The sequence below is a fragment of the Pseudomonas sp. NPDC085632 genome, assembly GCF_044541255.1.
Taxonomy (GTDB): Bacteria; Pseudomonadota; Gammaproteobacteria; order Pseudomonadales; family Pseudomonadaceae; genus Aquipseudomonas.
On the sequence record NZ_JBITSX010000054.1, the window covers coordinates 1 to 20,534 of the forward strand.

A 20,534-nucleotide genomic window follows, 5' to 3' on the forward strand; every position below is an offset into this window, starting at 1 on the left:
CATAACTCTTTGAATCTCAAGGAGTTTTCCGTTTCGACTGCGCCGGAAGTGGGGCGAATTATAGACATCTGAAATCTGCCGTCAACCGTTAATTTCGCTTTTCTTTCAATCACTTGCAGATTGGTTAAAAAACGACCAAACGCCTCTCTATATAGGAAGGAAACACTACTCCCTCTATATAGAGGGATCATCAGAGCACCCCAGCCGCCTTCAACTCAGCCACCGCACCCGCGCCCAAGCCCAGCACACTCTGCAGAACCTCCAGCGTATGCTCACCCAATAAAGGCGGCGCGAGGCGGTACTCAACCGGCGTCTGCGACAAACGGATCGGGCTGGCGACTTGGGGCACCATCCCCGCCAACGCATGCGGCAGCTCTATCGCCAGGCCGCGGGCTTTCACCTGCGGATCTTCAAACACCTGCGACAGATCATTGATCGGCCCACACGGCACGCCGGCCTGCTCCAATTGAACCACCCATTCAGCGGTAGTCTTGAATACCGTCGCCTGGCGAATCAATGGAATCAACACCGCCCGATTCGCTACTCGCAGCTTATTAGTAGCAAACCGCGGATCGTCAGCCCACTGCGGTTGCCCCGCCACTTCGGCAAACTTGCGGAACTGCCCGTCGTTACCCACGGTAAGAATGAAGTCGCCGTCGGCCGTAGGAAAGTCCTGATAAGGCACGATGTTTGGATGCGCATTGCCCAGACGCTTAGGCGCATTGCCCGTGGTCAGATAATTCATCGCCTGGTTGGCCAGACACGCTACCTGAACATCCAGCAACGCCATATCGATGTGCTGACCACCTCCGTCGTGATCGCGATGAGCCAACGCCGCCAGTATCGCGACAGTCGAATAAAGCCCCGTAAGGATATCCGTCAGTGCCACACCGACCTTCACCGGCCCGGCGCCTTCATCGCTCTCGGGACGACCGGTCAGGCTCATCAGCCCACCCAGTCCCTGAATCATGAAGTCATAGCCGGCACGCTTGGCATAAGGCCCGGTCTGACCGAAGCCAGTAATCGAGCAATAGATCAGATTCGGGTTGAGCGCCTTCAGCGACGCATAGTCCAGCCCATAAGCCGCAAGGCCACCGACCTTGAAGTTTTCGATAAGGATGTCCGACTTGACCGCCAGATCGCGCACCAGCTTCTGCCCCTCGGGACGCGTGAAGTCGATGGTCACCGATTGCTTGTTGCGGTTGGCTGACAGGTAATAAGCTGCCTCTGACGTGTTCTCGCCATAAGCGTCCTTAAGGAAGGGGGGCCCCCAGGCGCGAGTGTCGTCACCATTGCCAGGGCGCTCGACCTTGATCACCTCCGCACCAAGGTCGGCGAGGATCTGCCCGGCCCAAGGCCCGGCCAACACTCGCGATAAATCCAGTACCCGCAGATGCGACAGCGCGCCCATGGTCGCTCTCCTATTAATAGAACGCCTGCAGACCGGTTTGCGCACGCCCAAGGATCAGCGCGTGGACGTCGTGAGTGCCTTCATAGGTATTCACCACTTCCAGGTTAACCAGATGACGCGCCACGCCAAACTCGTCGGAGATACCGTTACCACCCAACATGTCGCGCGCCATACGGGCGATGTCCAGCGACTTACCGCAGGAGTTACGCTTCATGATCGAAGTGATTTCGACCGCAGCCGTGCCTTCGTCCTTCATACGACCCAGACGCAGACAACCTTGCAGCGCCAGCGTGATCTCGGTCTGCATGTCGGCCAGTTTCTTCTGGATCAGCTGAGTAGCGGCCAATGGACGACCGAATTGCTGACGATCCAGCGTGTACTGGCGAGCGGTGTGCCAGCAGAATTCGGCAGCGCCCAGTGCGCCCCAGGAAATGCCGTAGCGCGCAGAGTTCAGGCAGGTGAACGGACCTTTCAAGCCACGCACATCCGGGAAGATGTTCTCTTCCGGCACGAACACGTTATCCATGACGATTTCACCAGTGATCGATGCACGCAGACCAACCTTGCCGTGAATCGCCGGAGCGCTCAGGCCTTTCCAGCCCTTCTCCAACACGAAACCACGGATGTCGCCGGCGTCGTCCTTGCCCCAGACCACGAACACATCAGCGATCGGGCTGTTGGTGATCCACATCTTCGCGCCAGTCAGGCTGTACCCGCCCTCGACTTTGCGTGCACGAGTAATCATCGCACCTGGGTCGGAACCGTGATTAGGCTCGGTCAGGCCGAAACAGCCGATCCATTCGCCGGAGGCCAGTTTCGGCAGGTATTTCTGTTTCTGTGCTTCGGTACCGAATTCATTGATCGGCACCATGACCAGCGACGACTGCACGCTCATCATCGAGCGATAGCCGGAGTCGACACGCTCCACTTCGCGAGCAATCAGGCCGTAGCTGACATAGTTGAGGCCACTGCCACCGTACTGCTCGGGGATGGTCGCGCCCAACAGACCAACTTCGCCCATTTCGCGGAAGATCGCCGGGTCAGTCTTCTCATGACGGAAAGCTTCGAGGACACGCGGCGCGAGGCTCTGTTGAGCGAACTGCTCGGCGGTGTCGCGGATCATGCGCTCTTCTTCGGTGAGCTGTTGATCCAGCAGCAGGGGATCGATCCAGTTGAAGCTAGCTTTGGCGCCCATGAGTGTGTCCTCGTAAATCGGCTGAATTAACGTGGCATTGATCCTAGGCGCGGTTCGCCGTCGCGGCAAACGAGGATTTCGCATTCTGTTGTGCTAATTTCTCACTCCGAAACGTCGCGAAATGCCTTTTATGCGGCGCATTAGTGAGGTTGACGTACATGCGCAGGAAAATCCCCAGCACTACCGCCCTGATCAGCTTCGAAGCCGCCGCGCGCCACGAGAGCTTTACCCGCGCTGCCGAAGAACTTTCCCTCACCCAAGGCGCCATTTGCCGACAGATTGCCAGCCTTGAGGAGTTCCTCAGCGTGGAACTGTTCCGACGCTCGCGACGCGGAGTGAAGCTGACCGAAGCGGGACTCTCCTACAGCCGCCGGGTCGCGACGCAACTCGATGCGGTTGAGCGCGACACTCTCTCAGTGATGGGCCAGCAAGGCACCAATGTGATCGAACTCGCGGTGGTGCCGACGTTCGGCACGCAATGGCTACTGCCGCGTCTCAAGGATTTCCAGCTCAAGCACCCGGAAGTCACGGTCAACCTGACCAACCGCACCCGGCCCTTTCTGTTTGCCGATACCGAATTCGATGCTGCGATTTACTTCGGCGATGCCGATTGGTCCGGTACCGAATCCCACAGGCTGATGGGCGAGAATCCGATGCCGGTGTGCAGCCCTGCCCTACTCGGCAACAAGACCCATCTGACAGCCGATGAGATTGTCGAGCTACCGCTGCTGCAGCAAACCACGCGCCCCTATGCCTGGCGCCAATGGTTCAACTCGCAGCACCTGAATATCCCCCGCGACATGACAGGTCCGCGCTACGAGCTATTCTCCATGCTCGCCCAGGCGGCCATGCACGACATGGGGATCGCGCTGATTCCACCGTTCCTGATCCAGCGTGAACTGGCCGAGAAGCGCTTGGTGATTGCCAACCCGCAGGCGCTCTCCAGCATCAAGGCGTATTACTTGATGATTCCCGAGCGAAAGGTCGAATCAGCGTCCCTCAAGGCATTTCGCGACTGGCTGGTGAGCCAGGCAAACAGCTACAGCCTAGAAGGATAAGGGCTTACAGGGATAGCTAACCCCGTAGTCAGGAAATACAAAGCCCTACAGATATAAGTATTTGTCGCAATTTCACTGACTGTATCCGAAAGTCGTACAGACGTCCCACAAGCGCCTGACGACGTGGCTTTGAGCCTTCATCAACGACGCATTACTGCCTATTCACGTCACCGATGAGAAATTTTTCCATATTCGGCCAGAATCCTTACAAGGCACGGTCTGCAAGGGATTCAGCTGGCCATCTGCGACATTCGGTCACGGCATGACTTGTAGTTAATTTTCCGTCACCCGTCATAATCCCTTGAAGGGCATAAAGTTCGCCTGCAAAATGCCGCGCCCCGCCCTGATTTGGCGGGATCGTGCTGATCGGCCGCCCCAGTCGCACCATCCGTAGTGCATGGGTGTCCTCAATACGATCACGCAGGAGATTTGACGTGCACATTGGTGTTCCTCTCGAACCCCAGCCCGGTGAAACACGGGTTGCTGCAACCCCGGAAACCATAAAAAAGCTGATCCGCCAAGGTCATCCCGTCCCGGTGCAAACCGGCGCCGGCGTAAAAGCCAGTGTGGTCGACAGTGCCTATGAAGCGGCAGGCGCAACCATTGGCAGTGCCAATGACGCGTTTGGCGCCGAGCTGATTCTCAAAGTGGTCGCCCCAAGCGATGCCGAACTGACGCTGATCAAGCGCGGTACGGTGCTGGTGGGCATGCTCAACCCGTTCAACAACGAAACCATCGCGAAGATGGCCGAGTGCGGCATTACCGCGTTCGCCCTCGAAGCGGCGCCGCGCACCTCGCGCGCGCAGAGTCTCGATGTGTTGTCGTCGCAGGCGAACATTGCCGGCTACAAGGCTGTGTTGCTGGCCGCTCACCACTATCCACGCTTCATGCCGATGCTGATGACCGCTGCGGGCACCGTGAAAGCGGCGCGCGTGCTGATTCTCGGCGCCGGTGTAGCCGGGTTGCAGGCGATTGCCACGGCGAAACGTCTGGGGGCGGTGATCGAAGCGTCCGATGTGCGTCCGGCGGTAAAAGAGCAGATCGAATCCCTCGGCGCGAAGTTCGTCGACGTGCCGTACGAGACCGATGAAGAGCGCGAATGCGCCGTCGGTGTCGGCGGTTACGCGCGCCCAATGCCGGCGAGCTGGATGCAACGTCAGGCGCAGGCCGTGCACGAACGCGCCAAGCAGGCTGACATCGTCATCACCACCGCACTGATTCCGGGCCGCAAGGCACCGACGCTGTTGAGCGCGGACACCGTGGCGCAGATGAAACCGGGTTCGGTGGTCATCGACCTCGCGGCGGCTCAGGGTGGCAACTGCCCGCTGACCGTGGCTGATCAGGTCGTGGTCGAAAATGGCGTGACCATTTGTGGCCCGACCAATCTGGCCGGCGAAGTCGCTGCAGACGCTTCGGCGCTGTACGCACGCAACCTGCTGGACTTCCTCAAGCTGGTTTTCACCAAAGAAGGCCAGTTCGACGTCAACCTCGAAGACGATATCGTCGCCGCGTGCCTGATGTGCCGCGACGGCCAAGTCATCCGCAAAAACGCCTAAGCAGGGATTCAGACGATGGAAGAGCTTATCTCCCCCGGTATCTACAACCTGATCATCTTCGTGCTGGCGATTTATGTCGGTTACCACGTGGTCTGGAACGTTACACCTGCGCTGCACACGCCATTGATGGCGGTGACCAACGCCATCTCCGCGATCGTGATCGTTGGCGCCATGCTGGCGGCCGCACTGACCGTAACGCCGCTGGGCAAAACCATGGGCACCCTCGCCGTGGCATTGGCAGCGGTCAATGTGTTCGGTGGCTTCCTGGTCACCCGCCGCATGCTTGAGATGTTCAAGAAGAAAGCCCCGAAAGTAAAAGAAGAGGCGCCGAAGTAATGAGCATGAATCTCGTCACGACGCTCTACCTGATCGCGTCGATCTGCTTTATCCAGGCCCTTAAAGGCCTGTCGCACCCGACTACATCGCGGCGCGGCAATCTGTTTGGCATGCTCGGCATGGCGCTGGCCATCCTGACCACCGTCGGCCTCATCTATAAGCTCGGAGCTGAGCTGGCCACTGCCGGTATCGGTTACGTGATCGTCGGCCTGCTGATCGGTGGCACCGCCGGTTCGATCATGGCCAAGCGCGTTGAAATGACCAAGATGCCGGAACTGGTCGCCTTCATGCACAGCATGATTGGTCTGGCAGCAGTGTTCATCGCGATTGCCGCCGTGGTTGAACCGCAATCGCTGGGTATCGTTAAACAGCTAGGCGATTCGATTCCGACGGGTAACCGCCTGGAGCTGTTCCTCGGTGCGGCGATCGGTGCGATTACCTTCTCTGGTTCGGTAATCGCGTTCGGCAAACTGTCGGGCAAGTACAAGTTCCGTCTGTTCCAGGGCGCACCGGTACAGTTCTCCGGTCAGCACAAGCTGAACGCCGTGCTGGGTCTGGCGACGCTGGCACTCGGCCTGACCTTCATGTTCACCGGCAACCTCACTGCGTTCGCGCTGATGCTGGCGCTGGCGTTCGTGATGGGCGTGCTGATCATCATCCCGATCGGCGGCGCCGACATGCCGGTCGTGGTGTCGATGCTCAACAGCTATTCGGGCTGGGCGGCGGCAGGTATCGGTTTCTCGCTGAACAACTCGATGCTGATCATTGCAGGCTCGTTGGTGGGTTCGAGCGGTGCGATCCTCTCGTACATCATGTGCAAGGCGATGAACCGTTCCTTCTTTAATGTACTGCTCGGCGGTTTCGGCAATACGGCAGACGCTGGCCCGGCGGGCGCGAAAGAAGCGCGGCCGGTGAAATCCGGTTCGGCAGACGACGCGACTTTCCTGCTGACCAACGCCGACACCGTGATCATCGTGCCGGGTTACGGCTTGGCTGTAGCGCGTGCACAACATGCGCTGAAAGAGCTGACCGAGAAACTGACCCACCGTGGCGTGACCGTGAAGTACGCGATCCACCCGGTTGCCGGGCGGATGCCGGGGCACATGAACGTTCTGCTCGCCGAGGCCGAAGTGCCTTACGACCAGGTGTTCGAGATGGAAGACATCAACTCCGAGTTCGGCCAGGCCGACGTGGTGCTGGTGCTCGGCGCGAACGACGTGGTCAACCCGGCCGCGAAGAACGATCCGAAATCACCGATTGCCGGCATGCCGATTCTCGAAGCGTTCAAGGCCAAGACCATCATCGTCAACAAGCGCTCGATGGCCAGCGGCTACGCCGGTCTGGACAACGAACTGTTCTACCTGGACAAAACCATGATGGTGTTCGGCGACGCGAAGAAAGTCATCGAAGACATGGTCAAAGCGGTCGAGTAATTTCCCGCTGCAATACCGAACGCCCCGACTTGTCGGGGCGTTTTTGTTTGCACAAACAGTCGGACAATATGCCGCGTTGTTGCAGATCCGGTAACGGTGTTTTACTTGAAACCCGCTAAATAGACGCCTCGTTTGCGACCTTGGTAGCGGGACAGGCGCCCGTCAAATTCACTAGACTGCGCATCCTGCTACTCGTTGCCCGAGATAATAATCCATGTACCGTGACCGTATTCGCCTGCCTTCGTTGTTGGATAAAGTGATGAGCGCTGCCGACGCCGCCGCTCTGATTGAAGACGGCATGACCGTCGGCATGAGCGGTTTCACCCGCGCCGGCGAAGCCAAAGCCGTTCCCCACGCATTGGCCGAGCGGGCCAAGGTCACGCCGCTGAAGATCAGCCTGATGACCGGTGCCAGCCTGGGCAACGACCTCGACAAGCAACTGACCGAAGCCGGCGTACTGTCGCGACGCATGCCATTCCAGGTCGACAGCACCTTGCGCAAGGCAATCAACGCCGGCCAAGTGATGTTCATCGACCAGCACCTGTCGGAAACCGTCGAGCAACTGCGCAACCAGCAACTGAAGCTGCCGGATATCGCGGTCATCGAAGCTGTAGCCATCACCGAGCAAGGCCACATCGTGCCGACCACTTCAGTGGGCAACTCAGCGAGCTTCGCGATTTTCGCCAAACAGGTGATCGTCGAGATCAATCTGGCGCACAACGCCAACCTCGAAGGCCTGCATGACATCTATATCCCGACCTATCGCCCGACGCGCACGCCGATCCCGCTGGTAAAGGTCGACGACCGCATCGGCAGCACGGCGATTCCGATCCCGCCGGAGAAGATTGTCGCCATCGTCATCACCCAGCAGGCGGATTCGCCGTCCACTGTGTCGTCGCCAGATGTCGACACCAATGCCATCGCCGATCACCTGATCACCTTCTTCAAGCAGGAAGTCGACGCCGGGCGCATGACCAACAAGCTCGGCCCGCTGCAGGCCGGGATCGGCAACATTGCCAACGCGGTGATGTGCGGTCTGATCGACTCGCCGTTCGAAGACCTGACGATGTACTCCGAAGTGCTGCAGGATTCGACCTTCGACCTGATCGACGCCGGCAAGCTGAGTTTTGCTTCGGGCAGCTCGATCACCCTGTCGGAACGGCGCAACAGCGACGTGTTTGGCAATCTGGAGAAGTACAAGGACAAACTGGTGCTGCGTCCGCAGGAGATCTCCAACCACCCGGAAGTGGTGCGCCGGCTGGGCATCATCGGGATCAACACGGCGCTGGAGTTCGATATCTACGGCAACGTCAATTCCACGCACGTCTGCGGCACGCGGATGATGAATGGCATTGGCGGTTCCGGCGACTTCGCGCGTAATGCGCATCTGGCAGTGTTCGTGACCAAGTCGATCGCCAAGGGTGGCGCGATTTCCAGCGTGGTGCCAATGGTCAGCCACGTCGACCACACCGAGCACGACGTTGACATTCTGGTGACAGAGGTGGGTCTGGCCGACCTGCGTGGCTTGGCACCACGGGAACGCGCACGGGTAATCATCGACAACTGTGTGCACCCGGACTTCCGTCAGGCGCTGAATGATTACTTCACGGCGGCTTGTGCAATCGGTGGTCACACCCCGCACATCCTGCGGGAAGCCTTGAGCTGGCACATTAACCTGGAAGAAACCGGGCGCATGCTCGCTGTCTGATTCACACAGATAAACCGCTGACGCAAATACAGTTTGCGTCAGCGAACGTTCGCAAGCCTCCCACCTGGAAAAAACTGTACTACTGTACCGGTCATTTCCTACAGCATTTGCCTACCTTTTCAGCTTAAGTGAGTAAAAATGCACCACTTGAGTGCGGACAGGTACAGTTTGCTCAATTTTGACCCGTACACCCCCTATAAACAGTTAACTGGTCACTCACAATACAGTTGAACTGTATCTAGAGAGACTTGGCAAACGAGAGGATCATGGGCACCAGTCAAACCACTACCTGATCCCGCCACAAGCGGAAGGATGTCAACCATGGAACGTACACTCAGTTCCGAACTGTTCTTCGAAGACAAAGCTGTAAACACCCAGGCTTCCCTGCCTCTGCGCGTTATCGCCAACCTGATGTTGTGGCAGCGCCGCATCTCCAGCCGCCATCAACTGGCTCGCCTGGATTCGCGTCTGCTGGCTGACGCCGGTATCAGCGAAGCACAACGCTACGAAGAGCTGAGCAAGCCGTTCTGGCGCTAAGTAGCGTCGCTGGCTCTGGTCGTTAGACCCACCGCCAGCAACCCGAATTGAACAAACGAAACCCGTCGTGGGAAACCACGACGGGTTTTGTCGTTTTCGGGGTTAGAAAATTCCGGTACACCTGCTGATCCAGTAGACATGTACAGTTTCAAAAAACCACAATCTGAACCAGTACAATTTTACTCGAGTGTATCTGCATCTTTGTCTCTCACAGGCTCAACATGACCTTCCACCTTCACCGGTAAAAGGAATACGCCATGAAAGACTTACAGGATGTTTCGGAAACTTCGAGCCTGCCGGTTGCTCGCCCCAACGCCTTGCGACGCTTGTTCCGCGGCCTGTGGGAGTCCCTGGAGCGCGCCAGATCGCGGCGTCTGCTGTTTCAACTCGACAGTCGAGATCTAGCCGATTTAGGCCTCAGCCACGCCGATCGCCTGAATGAACTGGATAAACCGTTCTGGCGCTAGCATTTTGCCCACTGTGCGAACCTCGCAAAGCAGGCCTAATATCCACGCAGAACGTGGCGAATGCTGTGTCACTGGCGTCTGACTCCTCAGATACCGAGCCACCTCTCATTACGGTTTATCCACAGGAGTTACACCATGTCCCGTCTTCGACTGCTCAGCGCTGCCGCCCTGCTGGCCGTGGCTGCCAACGCCAGCGCCACCAGCTTCATCGTCACCACCGACGCCGTTGTCGGTGCACTGAAGTCTTCATCTGACGCGACTTCCGACGTCACCTCGTCCTTCCGTGACGACAAGATCGTTCTTGCCGCCCGTGACGACGCTGCCAGCTTCGTGGCCAGCGAAGGCGAAATCCGTGGGGTGAAACTGGAAAGCGCACTGGATCACATCCGTCACCAGGCGCCACAGCTGCAAGTTACTGACGCACAACTGGCTCAGGCCATCCTGACGATCTAAGCGCCAGGTACCCATCGGGACACGCCGGGCGTGTCCCGATGTTTCCGCGCTGGCTCTGGCCCGGGCATTGCGCTAGCCTTTGGGCTCGCCAACAGTTACCGAGTCCGATGCGCTTTCTTCCAAATCTATTGATCCCCTCCGTATTGTTCACCGCCTGCTGGGCGACGCCGGTCAATGCCTTTGATGCTTTCAATGCGTCGACGCAAGGCACTGTCGTCAGCGGTTACGCCACCAGCATGGTGTCTTCCGCACCTTTCGACCGTAAACTACTGCTCGCCGCCCACGATGACGCGGCCGCGTTTGTTGCCAGTGACGGTGAATGGCGAGGCGCTCGTCTGGAATCTGCGTTGCATTACTTGCGCAAAACCCGGCCGAAACTTCATGTCAGCGACCTTGAACTGGCAGAAGCAATTCTCGTCCAATAGTTATCCTTTACCCCAGTTATCCTTGCCCTTCCGGAGTCGTTCCATGCGTAGCCCGCTGATTGCTGCCGCCCTTGGCCTGTTTTTGTTGGCCGAAGTGGCCCAGGCGCACACCCTGGTAGCCACCAGTAACATCATCGTTCGTGCCTCCCAGCGCACCATCGATTTCACCTCCGACACCACCACGTCGATCCGCGATTCGAAAATCATCCGCGAAGCCCACGACGATGCTGCCAGTTTCGTCGCCACCAACGGTGATATCCGTGGCGCGCATCTGGAAGCCGCGCTGAACACCCTGCGCACTCGTGTTCCGGAAGCGCGTGACGCCAGCGATCAGGTTCTCGCCGAAGCCATTCTCGCACTGTGAAGTCACTCGGCACCTGGCTGCTGGCCGGGGCGTTGTTGCTGCTTGGCAACAGCGCTCACGCCGGCCTGCAACTGCGGCTCAAGACCGACGGTCTGAGCCCTGCCCAACAACAGGCCAGCCAGGCGTTGATCGATGAGGCCATGCAAAAGCTGCCGCCGAGCTTTATCGAGCGGCTGGATCGGCGCATCGATGTCGGCTGGACTGACGACATGCCCGGCAATGCCTATGGCCAGGCCACGCTGGTGGCCGAGCTCGATCTGAATCGAAAACTGCTCGCCGGTCTCACCGATGGCAGCGCCGCTAAAGCAAAAACCAATCGCCCCCACGGCACTGTGCGCCAGGAACTGCTCGCCACGGTGCTGCACGAAATTACCCATATCTATGACCGCGCCCGCTTATGGCCGGATGCCGAGCGCACGCTGATTCAGCGCTGTACGCGCCGCTTCAACAGCGCCGGGCTGATCGGCATTCCCGACGAGTGTCGCGGCCAGAACGGCCGTCGCTTCACCCTCAGCGATGACCCGCGTCTGCTCGACCTCGCCGGTTGGCAGCAATACGTCGGTCGGCGGGGTGAACGTGAACAGCACAACCGCCAGATCGCCCGCAGCCCGGACCTGTACGAAATCTCCAGTCCCAAGGAGTTCGTCGCGGTCAACATGGAGTATTTCCTCCTCGACCCGAGCTACGCCTGCCGCCGCCCGGCGCTGTATCGCTATTACCAGGAACACTTCGGCTGGGCGCCGCCGGCCAAGGACACTTGCAGCAAGACTTTCGCGTTTCTCAATGCCGGCAACGACTTCGCCAAGCAACCCTTGGGACAGGTCGATCCCGAGCGGGTCTACGCCGTTGATTACCTGTTGGCCGAGGCCAATCAGAACTGGGTCAGCCGCTGGGGCCACAGTATGTTGCGCCTGGTGATTTGCGCACCGGGCCGCCCGCGTGGGCCGGATTGCCGACTCGACCTGGATCAGCATCTGGTGTTGTCCTACCGCGCCTTTGTCGGTGATGTACAACTGTCGAGCTGGGACGGACTGGTCGGCAAATACCCGTCGCGGCTGTTCGTCCTGCCATTGGCTCAGGTCATCGACGAATACACCAAGACCGAACTTCGCAGCCTCGCCTCGGTGCCGCTGAACCTCTCCCGCAACGAGATCGAAGGCGTGGTCGAACACGCCGCCGAAATGCACTGGAGCTACGACGGCAACTACTTCTTCCTCTCCAACAACTGCGCGGTAGAAGGTCTGAAGCTGTTGCGCAGCGGCAGCAACAACAATCAGTTCGTCGGCCTGGACAGCATCATGCCCAACGGCTTGCTGGAGGTGATGAAGGGCCGCGGTCTGGCGGACACCAGCGTGCTGGATGATCCGAAAGAAGCGCTGCGTCTGGGTTACCGCTTCGACTCATTCCGCGATCGCTATCAGGCGATGTTCGATGTGCTGAAGAAGCAACTGCCGATCAAACAGACCACCGTCGAGGAATGGCTGTCGCTCACCGCCGAAGAACGTCGTGAGTGGTTCGAGCGCGCCGATTTGCGCACCAGCGCCGCACTGCTGCTGTTAGAGCAGGCCAGTTATCGGCGCCAGTTGCTGCTGGCTCAGGACGAGGTCAAGCAGCGTTACCTCGGTGCGCGCGAGCTGGAAAACGGCGGCATGGACAAGGCCAATGCGACCTTGCAGGAAATCCTCGCCAATAGCGGGTTCCTCAGCCGTCCGGCAGAATTGCTCGACGCCAAGGGGTACGGATTACCGCAGCCGACCGAGTTCACTCGACTGGAAGCGGAGAGCAGTCAGCGGCAGAAGAAGCTGCTGGCACTGTCCGGCGATCTCGACGCCGAAGTGCGCAAGTTGCTGGAGCCCAAGCGCGCTGCCGAGATTGCGGCCAGCGAGGAGAATGTGAAGCAGATTGGCGCGCATTTGCGCAAATTGCACAAGGCCTCTGGCGGCCTGGAACTGCCTTGACAGCAAAAGATCGCAGCCTGCGGCAGCTCCTACATGGATTTGTGAATATCCCTGTAGAAGCTGCCGCAGGCTGCGATCTTTTGACTGACTAACGATTAATACAAAACCCCATCCAGAATTTCGTAAACGATCCCGGTGCCCACTGCGATCAGCACAATATCGCCCCCCGCCCGACGCCATTCGTAACCCGGATACACCGGCAAACGACCCAACGCGCGACCGTCCAGACGTTCACCGTAATACCCGTGTGGCAACGGTCGGCCACGTTCCAGATGAATCCCCGGAGGTGGCGGCGCACCGCGCACGAAATAGCCATGATTATCACGAATGGTCTGGCGCACCGGTCCAAAGTCGCGCGGCGGCGGCCCGCCACGGTGATCGTTTGACGGACCACGATGATCATCGCGATGGTCATTACCGTGGTTGTCGTACTGGCCCTGCTGCGGGCCGCCGTGGTCGTGATCATCGCGCTGATCGGCGCTGGCCAGCAGCGGTGTCGCGCTGATCATCAGTACGCCCAATCCGGCCATCAGACGTTTCGGCATTTTCATCGGGTCTTTCCTCACGGCACGAACAGCAAAAAGGGATTCAGAACGTGGTTCTGAATCCCTCGGTCTTGCTGGATTAGTCTGTGCCGCGAGGCGCTAATTCCTCTGTATCAGGAACTTTACCTTCAGCTGACGCGGGCCTTACGCACGCCTTCGGAGAGTGCCGAGCACAAGCTCAGTACACCGTCGACGGCTTGCGCTGGCGTGGTCGCGTTGGCGATGTGATCGATCAACGCCGAGCCCACCACAACACCATCAGCCAGACGCGCGATGGCCGCCGCTTGCTCCGGGGTTCGGATACCGAAACCGATGCTGATTGGCAGATCGGTATGACGACGCAGACGGGTGACCGCCTCTTCAACGTGCTCCAGCGTTGCAGCGCCAGCACCGGTCACACCGGCCACCGACACGTAATAAACGAAACCGGAGCTGCCATTGAGCACTTTCGGCAGACGCGCATCGTCAGTAGTCGGCGTGGTCAGACGAATAAAGTCGAGACCCGCAGCCTGCGCCGGATCGCACAGTTCAGCGTTGTGCTCAGGCGGCATGTCGACCACGATCAGACCGTCGACGCCCGCCTCTTTCGCGTCAGCGATGAAGCGTTCAACGCCATACATGTGGATCGGGTTGAAGTAGCCCATCAGCACCAAAGGCGTGTCGCTGTTGCCTTCGCGGAACTCGCTAACCATCTGCAGGGTTTTCACCAGGTTCTGCTTGGCGCCCAAAGCACGGATGTTCGCCAGCTGAATCGCCGGGCCGTCGGCCATCGGGTCGGTGAACGGCATGCCCAGCTCGATCACGTCGGCGCCAGCACCCGGCAAACCTTTGAGGATCGCCAGCGAAGTGTCGTAGTCCGGATCACCGGCGGTGACGAAGGTCACCAGCGCGGCGCGGTTCTGTTCTTTGAGGTCGGCAAAACGGCTTTGCAGGCGGCTCATCAGTGTTTCTCCTGCTTTGAGTTTTCCATGTGATGCATGACGGTCTGCATGTCTTTGTCGCCACGGCCGGACAGGTTGACCACCATCAGGTGATCCTTCGGCAGCTGCGGTGCGCGTTTGAACACTTCAGCCAGAGCGTGAGCGCTTTCCAGGGCAGGAATGATCCCTTCCAGACGGCAGCATTTGTGGAACGCGTCGAGGGCCTCGTCGTCAGTCACCGAGGTGTACTGAACACGACCGATGTCATGCAACCACGCGTGTTCCGGGCCGATGCCCGGGTAGTCGAGGCCGGCGGAAATCGAGTGGGCGTCGATGATCTGGCCGTCGTCGTCCTGCAGCAGGAAGGTGCGGTTGCCGTGCAACACACCCGGAACGCCGCCGTTCAGGCTCGCCGCGTGCTTGCCGGTTTCGATGCCGTAACCCGCCGCTTCAACGCCGATGATCTCAACGCTCTTGTCGTCGAGGAACGGGTGGAACAGGCCCATTGCGTTGGAACCGCCACCGATGCACGCCACCAGGCTGTCCGGCAGGCGACCTTCCTGAGCCTGCAACTGATCGCGGGTTTCCTTGCCGATCACGGCCTGGAAGTCGCGAACCATCGCTGGATACGGGTGCGGGCCGGCCACAGTGCCGATCAGGTAGAAGGTGTTGTCGACGTTGGTTACCCAGTCACGCAGCGCTTCGTTCATCGCGTCTTTCAGAGTACCGGTGCCGGCAACCACTGGAATCACTTCAGCGCCCAGCAGTTTCATGCGGAACACGTTGGCCTGCTGACGTTCGATGTCAGTGGTGCCCATGTAGATCACGCAATCCAGACCGAAACGCGCAGCGACGGTGGCCGTGGCCACGCCGTGCATGCCGGCGCCGGTCTCGGCGATGATGCGTTTTTTGCCCATGCGCCGCGCCAGCAGGATCTGGCCGATGCAGTTGTTGATCTTGTGCGCGCCGGTGTGGTTGAGCTCTTCGCGCTTGAGATAAATCTTCGCGCCGCCGCAGAACTCGGTCAGGCGTTCGGCGAAATACAGTGGGCTCGGACGTCCGACGTAGTCGCGCTGGAAGTAGGCCAATTCTTCTTTGAACGCCGGATCTTCCTTGGCCGCTTCGTATTCGCGGGCCAGATCGAGGATCAACGGCATCAGGGTTTCTGCCACGTAGCGGCCACCGAACGAGCCGAACAGGCCGTTATCGTCCGGGCCATTACGCAGATCAGAGGTGTTCGAAGTCTGGGTCATGATTCGCTCCAGGTGAATTCGGGTCAAAAGACAATGACGACCACTCTACCCCTGACCTACTACGCTGAAAACCGATAAGATCGCCACAACCTGTCAGGAAAACTCACAGATACCATGAGCCACGATCTTCCTCCGCTGAACGCCTTGCGTGCGTTCGAAGCCACGGCCCGATTGAATAGCGTCAGTCAGGCCGCCGAACAGCTGCACGTCACCCATGGCGCGGTCAGTCGACAGCTCAAAGCGCTTGAAGAACATCTCGGCGTCAGTCTGTTCGTCAAGGATGGACGCGGCTTGAAACTCACAGATTCTGGCGTGCGGTTGCGCGATGCCAGCGGCGAGGCGTTTGATCGGTTGCGCAGTGTTTGTGCTGAATTGACGCAAAGCACGGCGGATGCGCCGTTCGTCTTAGGTTGCTCGGGGAGCCTGCTGGCGCGCTGGTTTATTCCGCGTTTGGGGCGATTGAATGCTGATCTGCCGGATTTGCGCCTGCATCTGTCAGCGGGTGAAGGCGATCTCGACCCTCGTCGCCCGGGACTGGACGCTTTGCTGCTGTTCGCCGAACCACCGTGGCCTGCGGATATGCAAGTTTATGAACTGGCGGCAGAACGCATCGGCCCGGTCATGAGTCCGTTGTTCAGCGGCTATCAACGCCTGCAAACGGCGCCAGCCTCAGAGCTGTTGGATGAACCGCTGCTGCACACTACTTCTCGTCCACAGGCGTGGCCGAGTTGGGCACAGCAAAACCACCTCGACGCCAAAGCGCTGAGGTTGGGGCAGGGTTTCGAGCATTTGTATTATTTGCTGGAAGCAGCAGTTGCTGGGCTTGGCGTGGCTATCGCGCCCGAACCGCTGGTAACAGAAGATTTGAAGGCCGGTCGCCTGGTTGCGCCGTGGGGTTTCTGTGAAACCCCGGCGCAACTGGCGTTGTGGCTACCCAAGCGCGCCGCAGACGGGCGCGCCCGGCAACTGGCGCAATGGCTCAAGAATGAGCTGCGCCAGAGCGATCACTCGCCGCGCTTGAACAGCAAGTAAGCGGCGAGCAAGCCGATCGCACCCACGGCCACACCGGCCGTCGTCCACGGATGTTCCTGCGCGTAATCACGGGTGGCGATCCCGGTTTCGCGGGTTTTCACTTTGACTTCTTCATAGGCATCGCTGAGCAGGTGACGCGAATGTTTCAGCGCGCTTTCGGCATTGCTTTTCAGCGCCTTGAGGGTCTTGCGCGACTCGTCCGAAGCGTCGTCCTTCAGGCTTTCCAACGACTTGAGCAGACTCTCGATCTCGGCTTCCATGCTTTGCAACGAGGCTTTACGTAAAGAGGTGTTGGCCATGGTGGCTCTCCTGCATTGGTGATGAGTGGCGTGTGTTGGTTGGGACTTCAGCGGTTTGAGAAAGTGCAGAAAATCTGAACTTCGCTTGCGCGCCGCCACCGAAATCAACAGTGCAGATTCACTGCTAGTCTCAAATCCACACGCCAAGGAGATCGTTATGAGTGACCATCACACGTACAAGAAAGTCGAGCTGGTCGGTTCGTCCGCCAGCAGCATCGAAGATGCCATCAACAACGCGCTGGCCGAAGCCAACAAGAGCATCAAGCATCTTGAGTGGTTTGAAGTGGTCGACACCCGTGGCCACATCAAGGACGGCAAGGCTGCGCACTTTCAAGTGACGCTGAAAGTCGGCTTCAGGATTGCCAGCAGCTGAGTTTGGTCTAGTCTTCTGAACTTGCGCGCTGGCCGAGTGCCATAGGAATGGCAAAGCGCTACAGGGTGAGTGCATCGGGTGAAACCTCGATGCCCGCCTCTTTTAATCCGACCAGGGAGTGCGACCGATGAAGAAGTTCATGTTGGCAGTAGGTTTGTTGAGCCTTGCGGGTGGTGCGTTTGCTGCCGGTAAGCCTTGTGAAGATTTGAAAAGCGAAATTGCGGCGAAGATTGATGCCAAGGGCGTTTCCGGGTATTCGCTGGAGATTGTTGATAAGGGTGCAGATGCAGGCGCCAAGGTCGTTGGCACCTGCGAAGCTGGCTCCAAGGAAATCGTCTACAAGCGCGGTTGAACGGGCCTGAAATGCAAAAGCCGACGTGAAGGCGTCGGCTTTTTTGTGTCCGGGATTTGAGATTTTTGTGGATTTGAAATCGAACCCCCTCACCCCAGCCCTCTCCCCCAAGGGGGGCGAGGGGGAGAGGGAGCAGATCGGGGGCTGTTCAGACCGTGAGTTCGACTCGATTTTTCAGTTCGATGTATCTCGAACATTCAACCCGGTCAGTCCCCTCTCCCTCGGGGAGAGGGCTAGGGTGAGGGTGCCTTTCGGCTTTTCAGCCCTTCATCACCTGCGCCAGCAACTCGTACGAATGCACACGATCAGCGTGTTCATACAAATCACTGGTAAAAATCAGCTCATCCGCCTGCGTCTGTTCAACCAACACCTCAAGCTTGGCGCGAATCTTCTGCGGGCTGCCAACCATCGCCAGCCCAAGGAAATCCCCCACCGCCTCACGCTCATGCGGCAGCCACAAGCCATCCATGGTTTTCACTGGCGGACGCTGCACCAGGCTCTGCCCACGCATCAAGGCGAGAATGCGCTGATACACCGAGGTCGCCAGGTAATCGGCTTGTTCATCGGTATCCGCCGCCACCAGCGGCACACCCAGCATCACGTATGGCTTGTCGAGCACCGCCGACGGCTTGAAGTGATTGCGATAAACGCGAATAGCCTCGTGCATGAAGCGCGGGGCGAAATGCGAGGCGAAGGCGTAAGGCAACCCGCGCTCACCGGCCAGTTGCGCACTGAACAGACTGGAACCGAGCAGCCAGATCGGCACGTTGGTGCCGGTGCCCGGCATGGCAATCACGCGCTGATCCGGGGTACGCGGGCCGAGGTAGCGCACCAGTTCGGCGACGTCCTCGGGGAAGTCATCAGCGCTGCCGGAGCGCTCGCGACGCAGAGCACGAGCGGTCATCTGATCGGAACCCGGCGCACGGCCCAGGCCGAGGTCGATCCGGCCCGGATACAGACTTTCGAGGGTGCCGAACTGCTCGGCAATCACCAGCGGCGCATGATTGGGCAGCATCACACCGCCGGAGCCGACACGAATGGTCGACGTCCCGCCAGCCAGATAACCGAGTAATACAGACGTCGCGGAACTGGCGATGCCGTCCATGTTGTGGTGTTCTGCCACCCAGAACCGCGTGTAGCCGAATTTCTCGACGTGCTGCGCCAGATCCAGCGAATTGCGCAGCGACTGCGCCGGGCTGCCGTTCTCGCGCACCGGCACCAGATCGAGGGTGGAAAATTTTACGTCGGACAGTTGTTTCATAAACCTGCGTCTCCGAGTCGGGAGGCAGGTTATTTATGCGAACGAAAACCTGCCGAATTCATAAGCGTGTTTGATGCAATGAGGGCATATACCCGAGTTTCAATAGCAGCGATGAAATTTCCTACTAAAAAAGTCAACGATTCAGTCGCGCTGAACTTTGCTGCGGCGTCTATCCTCAGAAGCCTTGCAAGTAAAACCACGACGGCGCGGCGTTTCCGCGCCAGATCTTGAGGAGGCAGACATGGCTATCGTGAAGAAAGCATCCGCACATTGGGCAGGCGATCTGAAAACGGGCATCGGCTCGATCTCCACCGAAACCGGTGTCCTCAGAGAAGCCCCCTATGGTTTCAAGGCGCGCTTTGAGGGCGGTAAGGGCACCAACCCGGAAGAACTGATCGGCGCTGCACATGCCGGCTGTTTCTCCATGGCGTTTTCGATGATTTTGGGCGATGCGGGACTCAAAGCCGACAGTATCGACACTCAGGCTGAAGTGACCCTCGATCAGGTAGAGGGCGGGTTCGCGATCACCGCAGTGAAGCTGATCCTCAAGGCTAAAATCCCGGGGGCGACGCAGGCGCAGTTCGAGGAGCTGAGCAACAAGGCCAAGGAAGGGTGTCCGGTTTCCAAAGTACTTAATGCGAAGATTACGCTTGAGGCTTCGTTGGTCAGCTAATTTGTCTCTGGCTGATCTGACGCCCTCGCGAGCAGGCTCGCTCCCACAGGGATTCGTGTGGCACACAGTTCCAATGTGGGAGCGAGCCTGCTCGCGAAGGCGATTTCTAAATCGACACAGGTCTGAAACCTTAAGCACAAGTTGTGAGCGAAGTCAGAACCCTCGCTGTAAAAATATGGTCGAATAAGTGACAGCAGCTTCAGCGCACGCCCGTGCGCGCTGCCTCAGGGAGCTTCACTCATGAAACGTATTGGCTTGGCGATCCTCTGCAGTGCACTGGCCACTTCGGTAATTGCGGCACCCAAAAGTTGCGAAGAACTGAAAAAAGAAATCGAAGTAAAGATTCAGGCTAAAGCAGTGCCGTCCTACACGCTGGAAATCGTCAGCAAGGAAGAAGCCGCAAAACATGACATCGCCATGGTGGTCGGTTCATGTGAGAACGGCACCAAAGCCATCATTTATCAAAAGAACGACAGCTAAGTTGTCTCAAATAATGCAGTCGTAGTCGTAATCCTCGGCGACGATTTCGCGCTTGGCGTTGTACAGCCGGGCACTCGGGGTGAACGCCAGCGAACGCCCCTCCAGCACATAACGCTGGCCGGCCTCGAAATGGTCATAGCGGATGTACAGATAACACAGCCGCTCTACCGGGCCGTTCATCAAACTGCCGCCGCCGCCAAACACTTCGAAATCGAAGCGCACGCGCAATTCGTGACTGCCGGGGGTGACCTGAAAGAAGCGTCCGTCATTCAGTCGTTGTTTGTCGAGGCGCTCGGCCATCAGCACTTTACCGCCCGGTGTCGGTGTAGAAAAATCGACCCAGGCCATCTGCGGATCGACCGGTGGCAACGGCGTCTGACAACCGGCCACAAGACTGGCAACAAGCAACAACAGCAAATGGCGCATGATGGATATCCACAGATCT

25 protein-coding genes are annotated in these 20,534 nt (G+C 58.8%); 16 read left to right on the plus strand and 9 right to left on the minus strand.

Features of this window, described 5'->3' with window-relative positions; all coding sequences use genetic code 11:
• The 3 genes from ACIF4X_RS24970 to ACIF4X_RS24980 form a co-directional block, all read right to left on the minus strand.
• A partial coding sequence (locus tag ACIF4X_RS24970) for a hypothetical protein (protein ID WP_397484131.1) occupies positions 1–191 on the minus strand: 191 nt, incomplete at its 3' end.
• Positions 191–1,411: a CaiB/BaiF CoA transferase family protein gene (locus ACIF4X_RS24975; RefSeq protein ID WP_397484132.1), complete on the minus strand. Its 1,221-nt coding sequence runs from the start codon at positions 1,409–1,411 to the stop codon at positions 191–193. The genes ACIF4X_RS24975 and ACIF4X_RS24970, both read right to left, overlap by 1 nt.
• 13 nt (positions 1,412–1,424) lie before the next feature.
• Positions 1,425–2,606, minus strand: a complete 1,182-nt coding sequence (locus ACIF4X_RS24980) for an acyl-CoA dehydrogenase (protein ID WP_397484133.1) — start codon at positions 2,604–2,606, stop codon at positions 1,425–1,427.
• Between the two features lie 158 nt (positions 2,607–2,764).
• Here ACIF4X_RS24980 and ACIF4X_RS24985 point away from each other — a divergent pair, with 158 nt between their 5' ends.
• The 11 genes from ACIF4X_RS24985 to ACIF4X_RS25035 all read left to right on the plus strand — a co-directional run bounded on the left by ACIF4X_RS24985 (position 2,765) and on the right by ACIF4X_RS25035 (position 12,901).
• Positions 2,765–3,664, plus strand: coding sequence for a LysR family transcriptional regulator (locus tag ACIF4X_RS24985; RefSeq protein WP_397484134.1), 900 nt, complete (start codon positions 2,765–2,767; stop codon positions 3,662–3,664).
• Between the two features lie 434 nt (positions 3,665–4,098).
• The gene (locus ACIF4X_RS24990; protein WP_397484135.1) at positions 4,099–5,220 is read left to right on the plus strand and encodes a Re/Si-specific NAD(P)(+) transhydrogenase subunit alpha; all 1,122 of its coding nucleotides are present in this window, start codon (positions 4,099–4,101) and stop codon (positions 5,218–5,220) included.
• A 15-nt stretch (positions 5,221–5,235) separates the two neighbouring features.
• Positions 5,236–5,556 carry an NAD(P) transhydrogenase subunit alpha gene (locus ACIF4X_RS24995; RefSeq protein ID WP_003187417.1) on the plus strand — a complete coding sequence of 107 codons (321 nt, stop codon included), beginning with the start codon at positions 5,236–5,238 and terminating at the stop codon, positions 5,554–5,556.
• On the plus strand, positions 5,556–6,989 hold the full coding sequence (locus ACIF4X_RS25000; RefSeq protein WP_397484136.1) for an NAD(P)(+) transhydrogenase (Re/Si-specific) subunit beta: 1,434 nt from the start codon (positions 5,556–5,558) through the stop codon (positions 6,987–6,989). Before ACIF4X_RS24995 ends, ACIF4X_RS25000 begins: the two co-directional genes overlap by 1 nt.
• Before the next feature lie 214 nt (positions 6,990–7,203).
• Positions 7,204–8,697, plus strand: coding sequence for an acetyl-CoA hydrolase/transferase family protein (locus tag ACIF4X_RS25005; protein WP_397484137.1), 1,494 nt, complete (start codon positions 7,204–7,206; stop codon positions 8,695–8,697).
• Between the two features lie 321 nt (positions 8,698–9,018).
• Positions 9,019–9,234, plus strand: a complete 216-nt coding sequence (locus tag ACIF4X_RS25010; protein WP_007911656.1) for a DUF1127 domain-containing protein — start codon at positions 9,019–9,021, stop codon at positions 9,232–9,234.
• Between the two features lie 257 nt (positions 9,235–9,491).
• Positions 9,492–9,701: a DUF1127 domain-containing protein gene (locus tag ACIF4X_RS25015; protein WP_397484138.1), complete on the plus strand. Its 210-nt coding sequence runs from the start codon at positions 9,492–9,494 to the stop codon at positions 9,699–9,701.
• Positions 9,702–9,836: 135 nt separating this feature from the next.
• Positions 9,837–10,154 (plus strand): DUF2388 domain-containing protein, encoded by a 318-nt coding sequence (locus tag ACIF4X_RS25020; protein WP_397484139.1) that lies wholly within the window; start codon positions 9,837–9,839, stop codon positions 10,152–10,154.
• A 107-nt stretch (positions 10,155–10,261) separates the two neighbouring features.
• Positions 10,262–10,579, plus strand: a complete 318-nt coding sequence (locus tag ACIF4X_RS25025; RefSeq protein WP_397484140.1) for a DUF2388 domain-containing protein — start codon at positions 10,262–10,264, stop codon at positions 10,577–10,579.
• A 43-nt stretch (positions 10,580–10,622) separates the two neighbouring features.
• A complete protein-coding gene (locus ACIF4X_RS25030; protein ID WP_397484141.1) occupies positions 10,623–10,943 on the plus strand; it encodes a DUF2388 domain-containing protein in 321 nt (106 codons plus the stop codon).
• The gene (locus ACIF4X_RS25035) at positions 10,940–12,901 is read left to right on the plus strand and encodes a DUF4105 domain-containing protein (protein ID WP_397484142.1); all 1,962 of its coding nucleotides are present in this window, start codon (positions 10,940–10,942) and stop codon (positions 12,899–12,901) included. Before ACIF4X_RS25030 ends, ACIF4X_RS25035 begins: the two co-directional genes overlap by 4 nt.
• Positions 12,902–12,996: 95 nt before the next feature.
• Here the strand turns inward: ACIF4X_RS25035 and ACIF4X_RS25040 are convergent, their stop codons facing one another.
• The 3 genes from ACIF4X_RS25040 to trpB all read right to left on the minus strand — a co-directional run bounded on the left by ACIF4X_RS25040 (position 12,997) and on the right by trpB (position 15,619).
• Entirely contained in the window at positions 12,997–13,452 is a 456-nt protein-coding gene (locus tag ACIF4X_RS25040) for an anti-virulence regulator CigR family protein (RefSeq protein ID WP_397484144.1), read from the minus strand.
• A gap of 122 nt (positions 13,453–13,574) precedes the next feature.
• Positions 13,575–14,387 (minus strand): tryptophan synthase subunit alpha, encoded by an 813-nt coding sequence (trpA, locus tag ACIF4X_RS25045; protein WP_397484145.1) that lies wholly within the window; start codon positions 14,385–14,387, stop codon positions 13,575–13,577.
• Positions 14,387–15,619: a tryptophan synthase subunit beta gene (gene trpB / locus ACIF4X_RS25050; RefSeq protein WP_397484146.1), complete on the minus strand. Its 1,233-nt coding sequence runs from the start codon at positions 15,617–15,619 to the stop codon at positions 14,387–14,389. Before trpB ends, trpA begins: the two co-directional genes overlap by 1 nt.
• Before the next feature lie 114 nt (positions 15,620–15,733).
• On the opposite strand from trpB, the gene ACIF4X_RS25055 reads away from it, so the two are divergent.
• Complete coding sequence (locus tag ACIF4X_RS25055; RefSeq protein WP_397484147.1) at positions 15,734–16,651, plus strand: LysR family transcriptional regulator; 918 nt, start codon at positions 15,734–15,736, stop codon at positions 16,649–16,651.
• Here ACIF4X_RS25055 and ACIF4X_RS25060 read toward each other — a convergent pair.
• Positions 16,624–16,950, minus strand: a complete 327-nt coding sequence (locus tag ACIF4X_RS25060; protein WP_007911686.1) for a YqjD family protein — start codon at positions 16,948–16,950, stop codon at positions 16,624–16,626. The two genes, ACIF4X_RS25055 and ACIF4X_RS25060, sit on opposite strands and share 28 nt — an antisense overlap.
• Before the next feature lie 157 nt (positions 16,951–17,107).
• On the opposite strand from ACIF4X_RS25060, the gene ACIF4X_RS25065 reads away from it, so the two are divergent.
• A complete protein-coding gene (locus tag ACIF4X_RS25065) occupies positions 17,108–17,323 on the plus strand; it encodes a dodecin (RefSeq protein ID WP_007911688.1) in 216 nt (71 codons plus the stop codon).
• Between the two features lie 127 nt (positions 17,324–17,450).
• Positions 17,451–17,675: a DUF1161 domain-containing protein gene (locus ACIF4X_RS25070; protein WP_397484148.1), complete on the plus strand. Its 225-nt coding sequence runs from the start codon at positions 17,451–17,453 to the stop codon at positions 17,673–17,675.
• 259 nt (positions 17,676–17,934) lie between these two features.
• Here ACIF4X_RS25070 and ACIF4X_RS25075 read toward each other — a convergent pair whose 3' ends face one another.
• Entirely contained in the window at positions 17,935–18,936 is a 1,002-nt protein-coding gene (locus ACIF4X_RS25075; protein WP_034152274.1) for an LLM class flavin-dependent oxidoreductase, read from the minus strand.
• 241 nt (positions 18,937–19,177) lie between these two features.
• On the opposite strand from ACIF4X_RS25075, the gene ACIF4X_RS25080 reads away from it, so the two are divergent.
• Together ACIF4X_RS25080 and ACIF4X_RS25085 are read left to right on the plus strand one after the other, a co-directional pair.
• Positions 19,178–19,609 carry an OsmC family protein gene (locus tag ACIF4X_RS25080; protein WP_322845443.1) on the plus strand — a complete coding sequence of 144 codons (432 nt, stop codon included), beginning with the start codon at positions 19,178–19,180 and terminating at the stop codon, positions 19,607–19,609.
• A gap of 240 nt (positions 19,610–19,849) precedes the next feature.
• Positions 19,850–20,089: a DUF1161 domain-containing protein gene (locus ACIF4X_RS25085; RefSeq protein WP_397484150.1), complete on the plus strand. Its 240-nt coding sequence runs from the start codon at positions 19,850–19,852 to the stop codon at positions 20,087–20,089.
• 6 nt (positions 20,090–20,095) lie between these two features.
• Here the strand turns inward: ACIF4X_RS25085 and ACIF4X_RS25090 are convergent, their stop codons facing one another.
• Positions 20,096–20,515 carry a hypothetical protein gene (locus ACIF4X_RS25090; RefSeq protein WP_397484151.1) on the minus strand — a complete coding sequence of 140 codons (420 nt, stop codon included), beginning with the start codon at positions 20,513–20,515 and terminating at the stop codon, positions 20,096–20,098.
• Between the last annotated feature and the right edge of the window lie 19 nt (positions 20,516–20,534).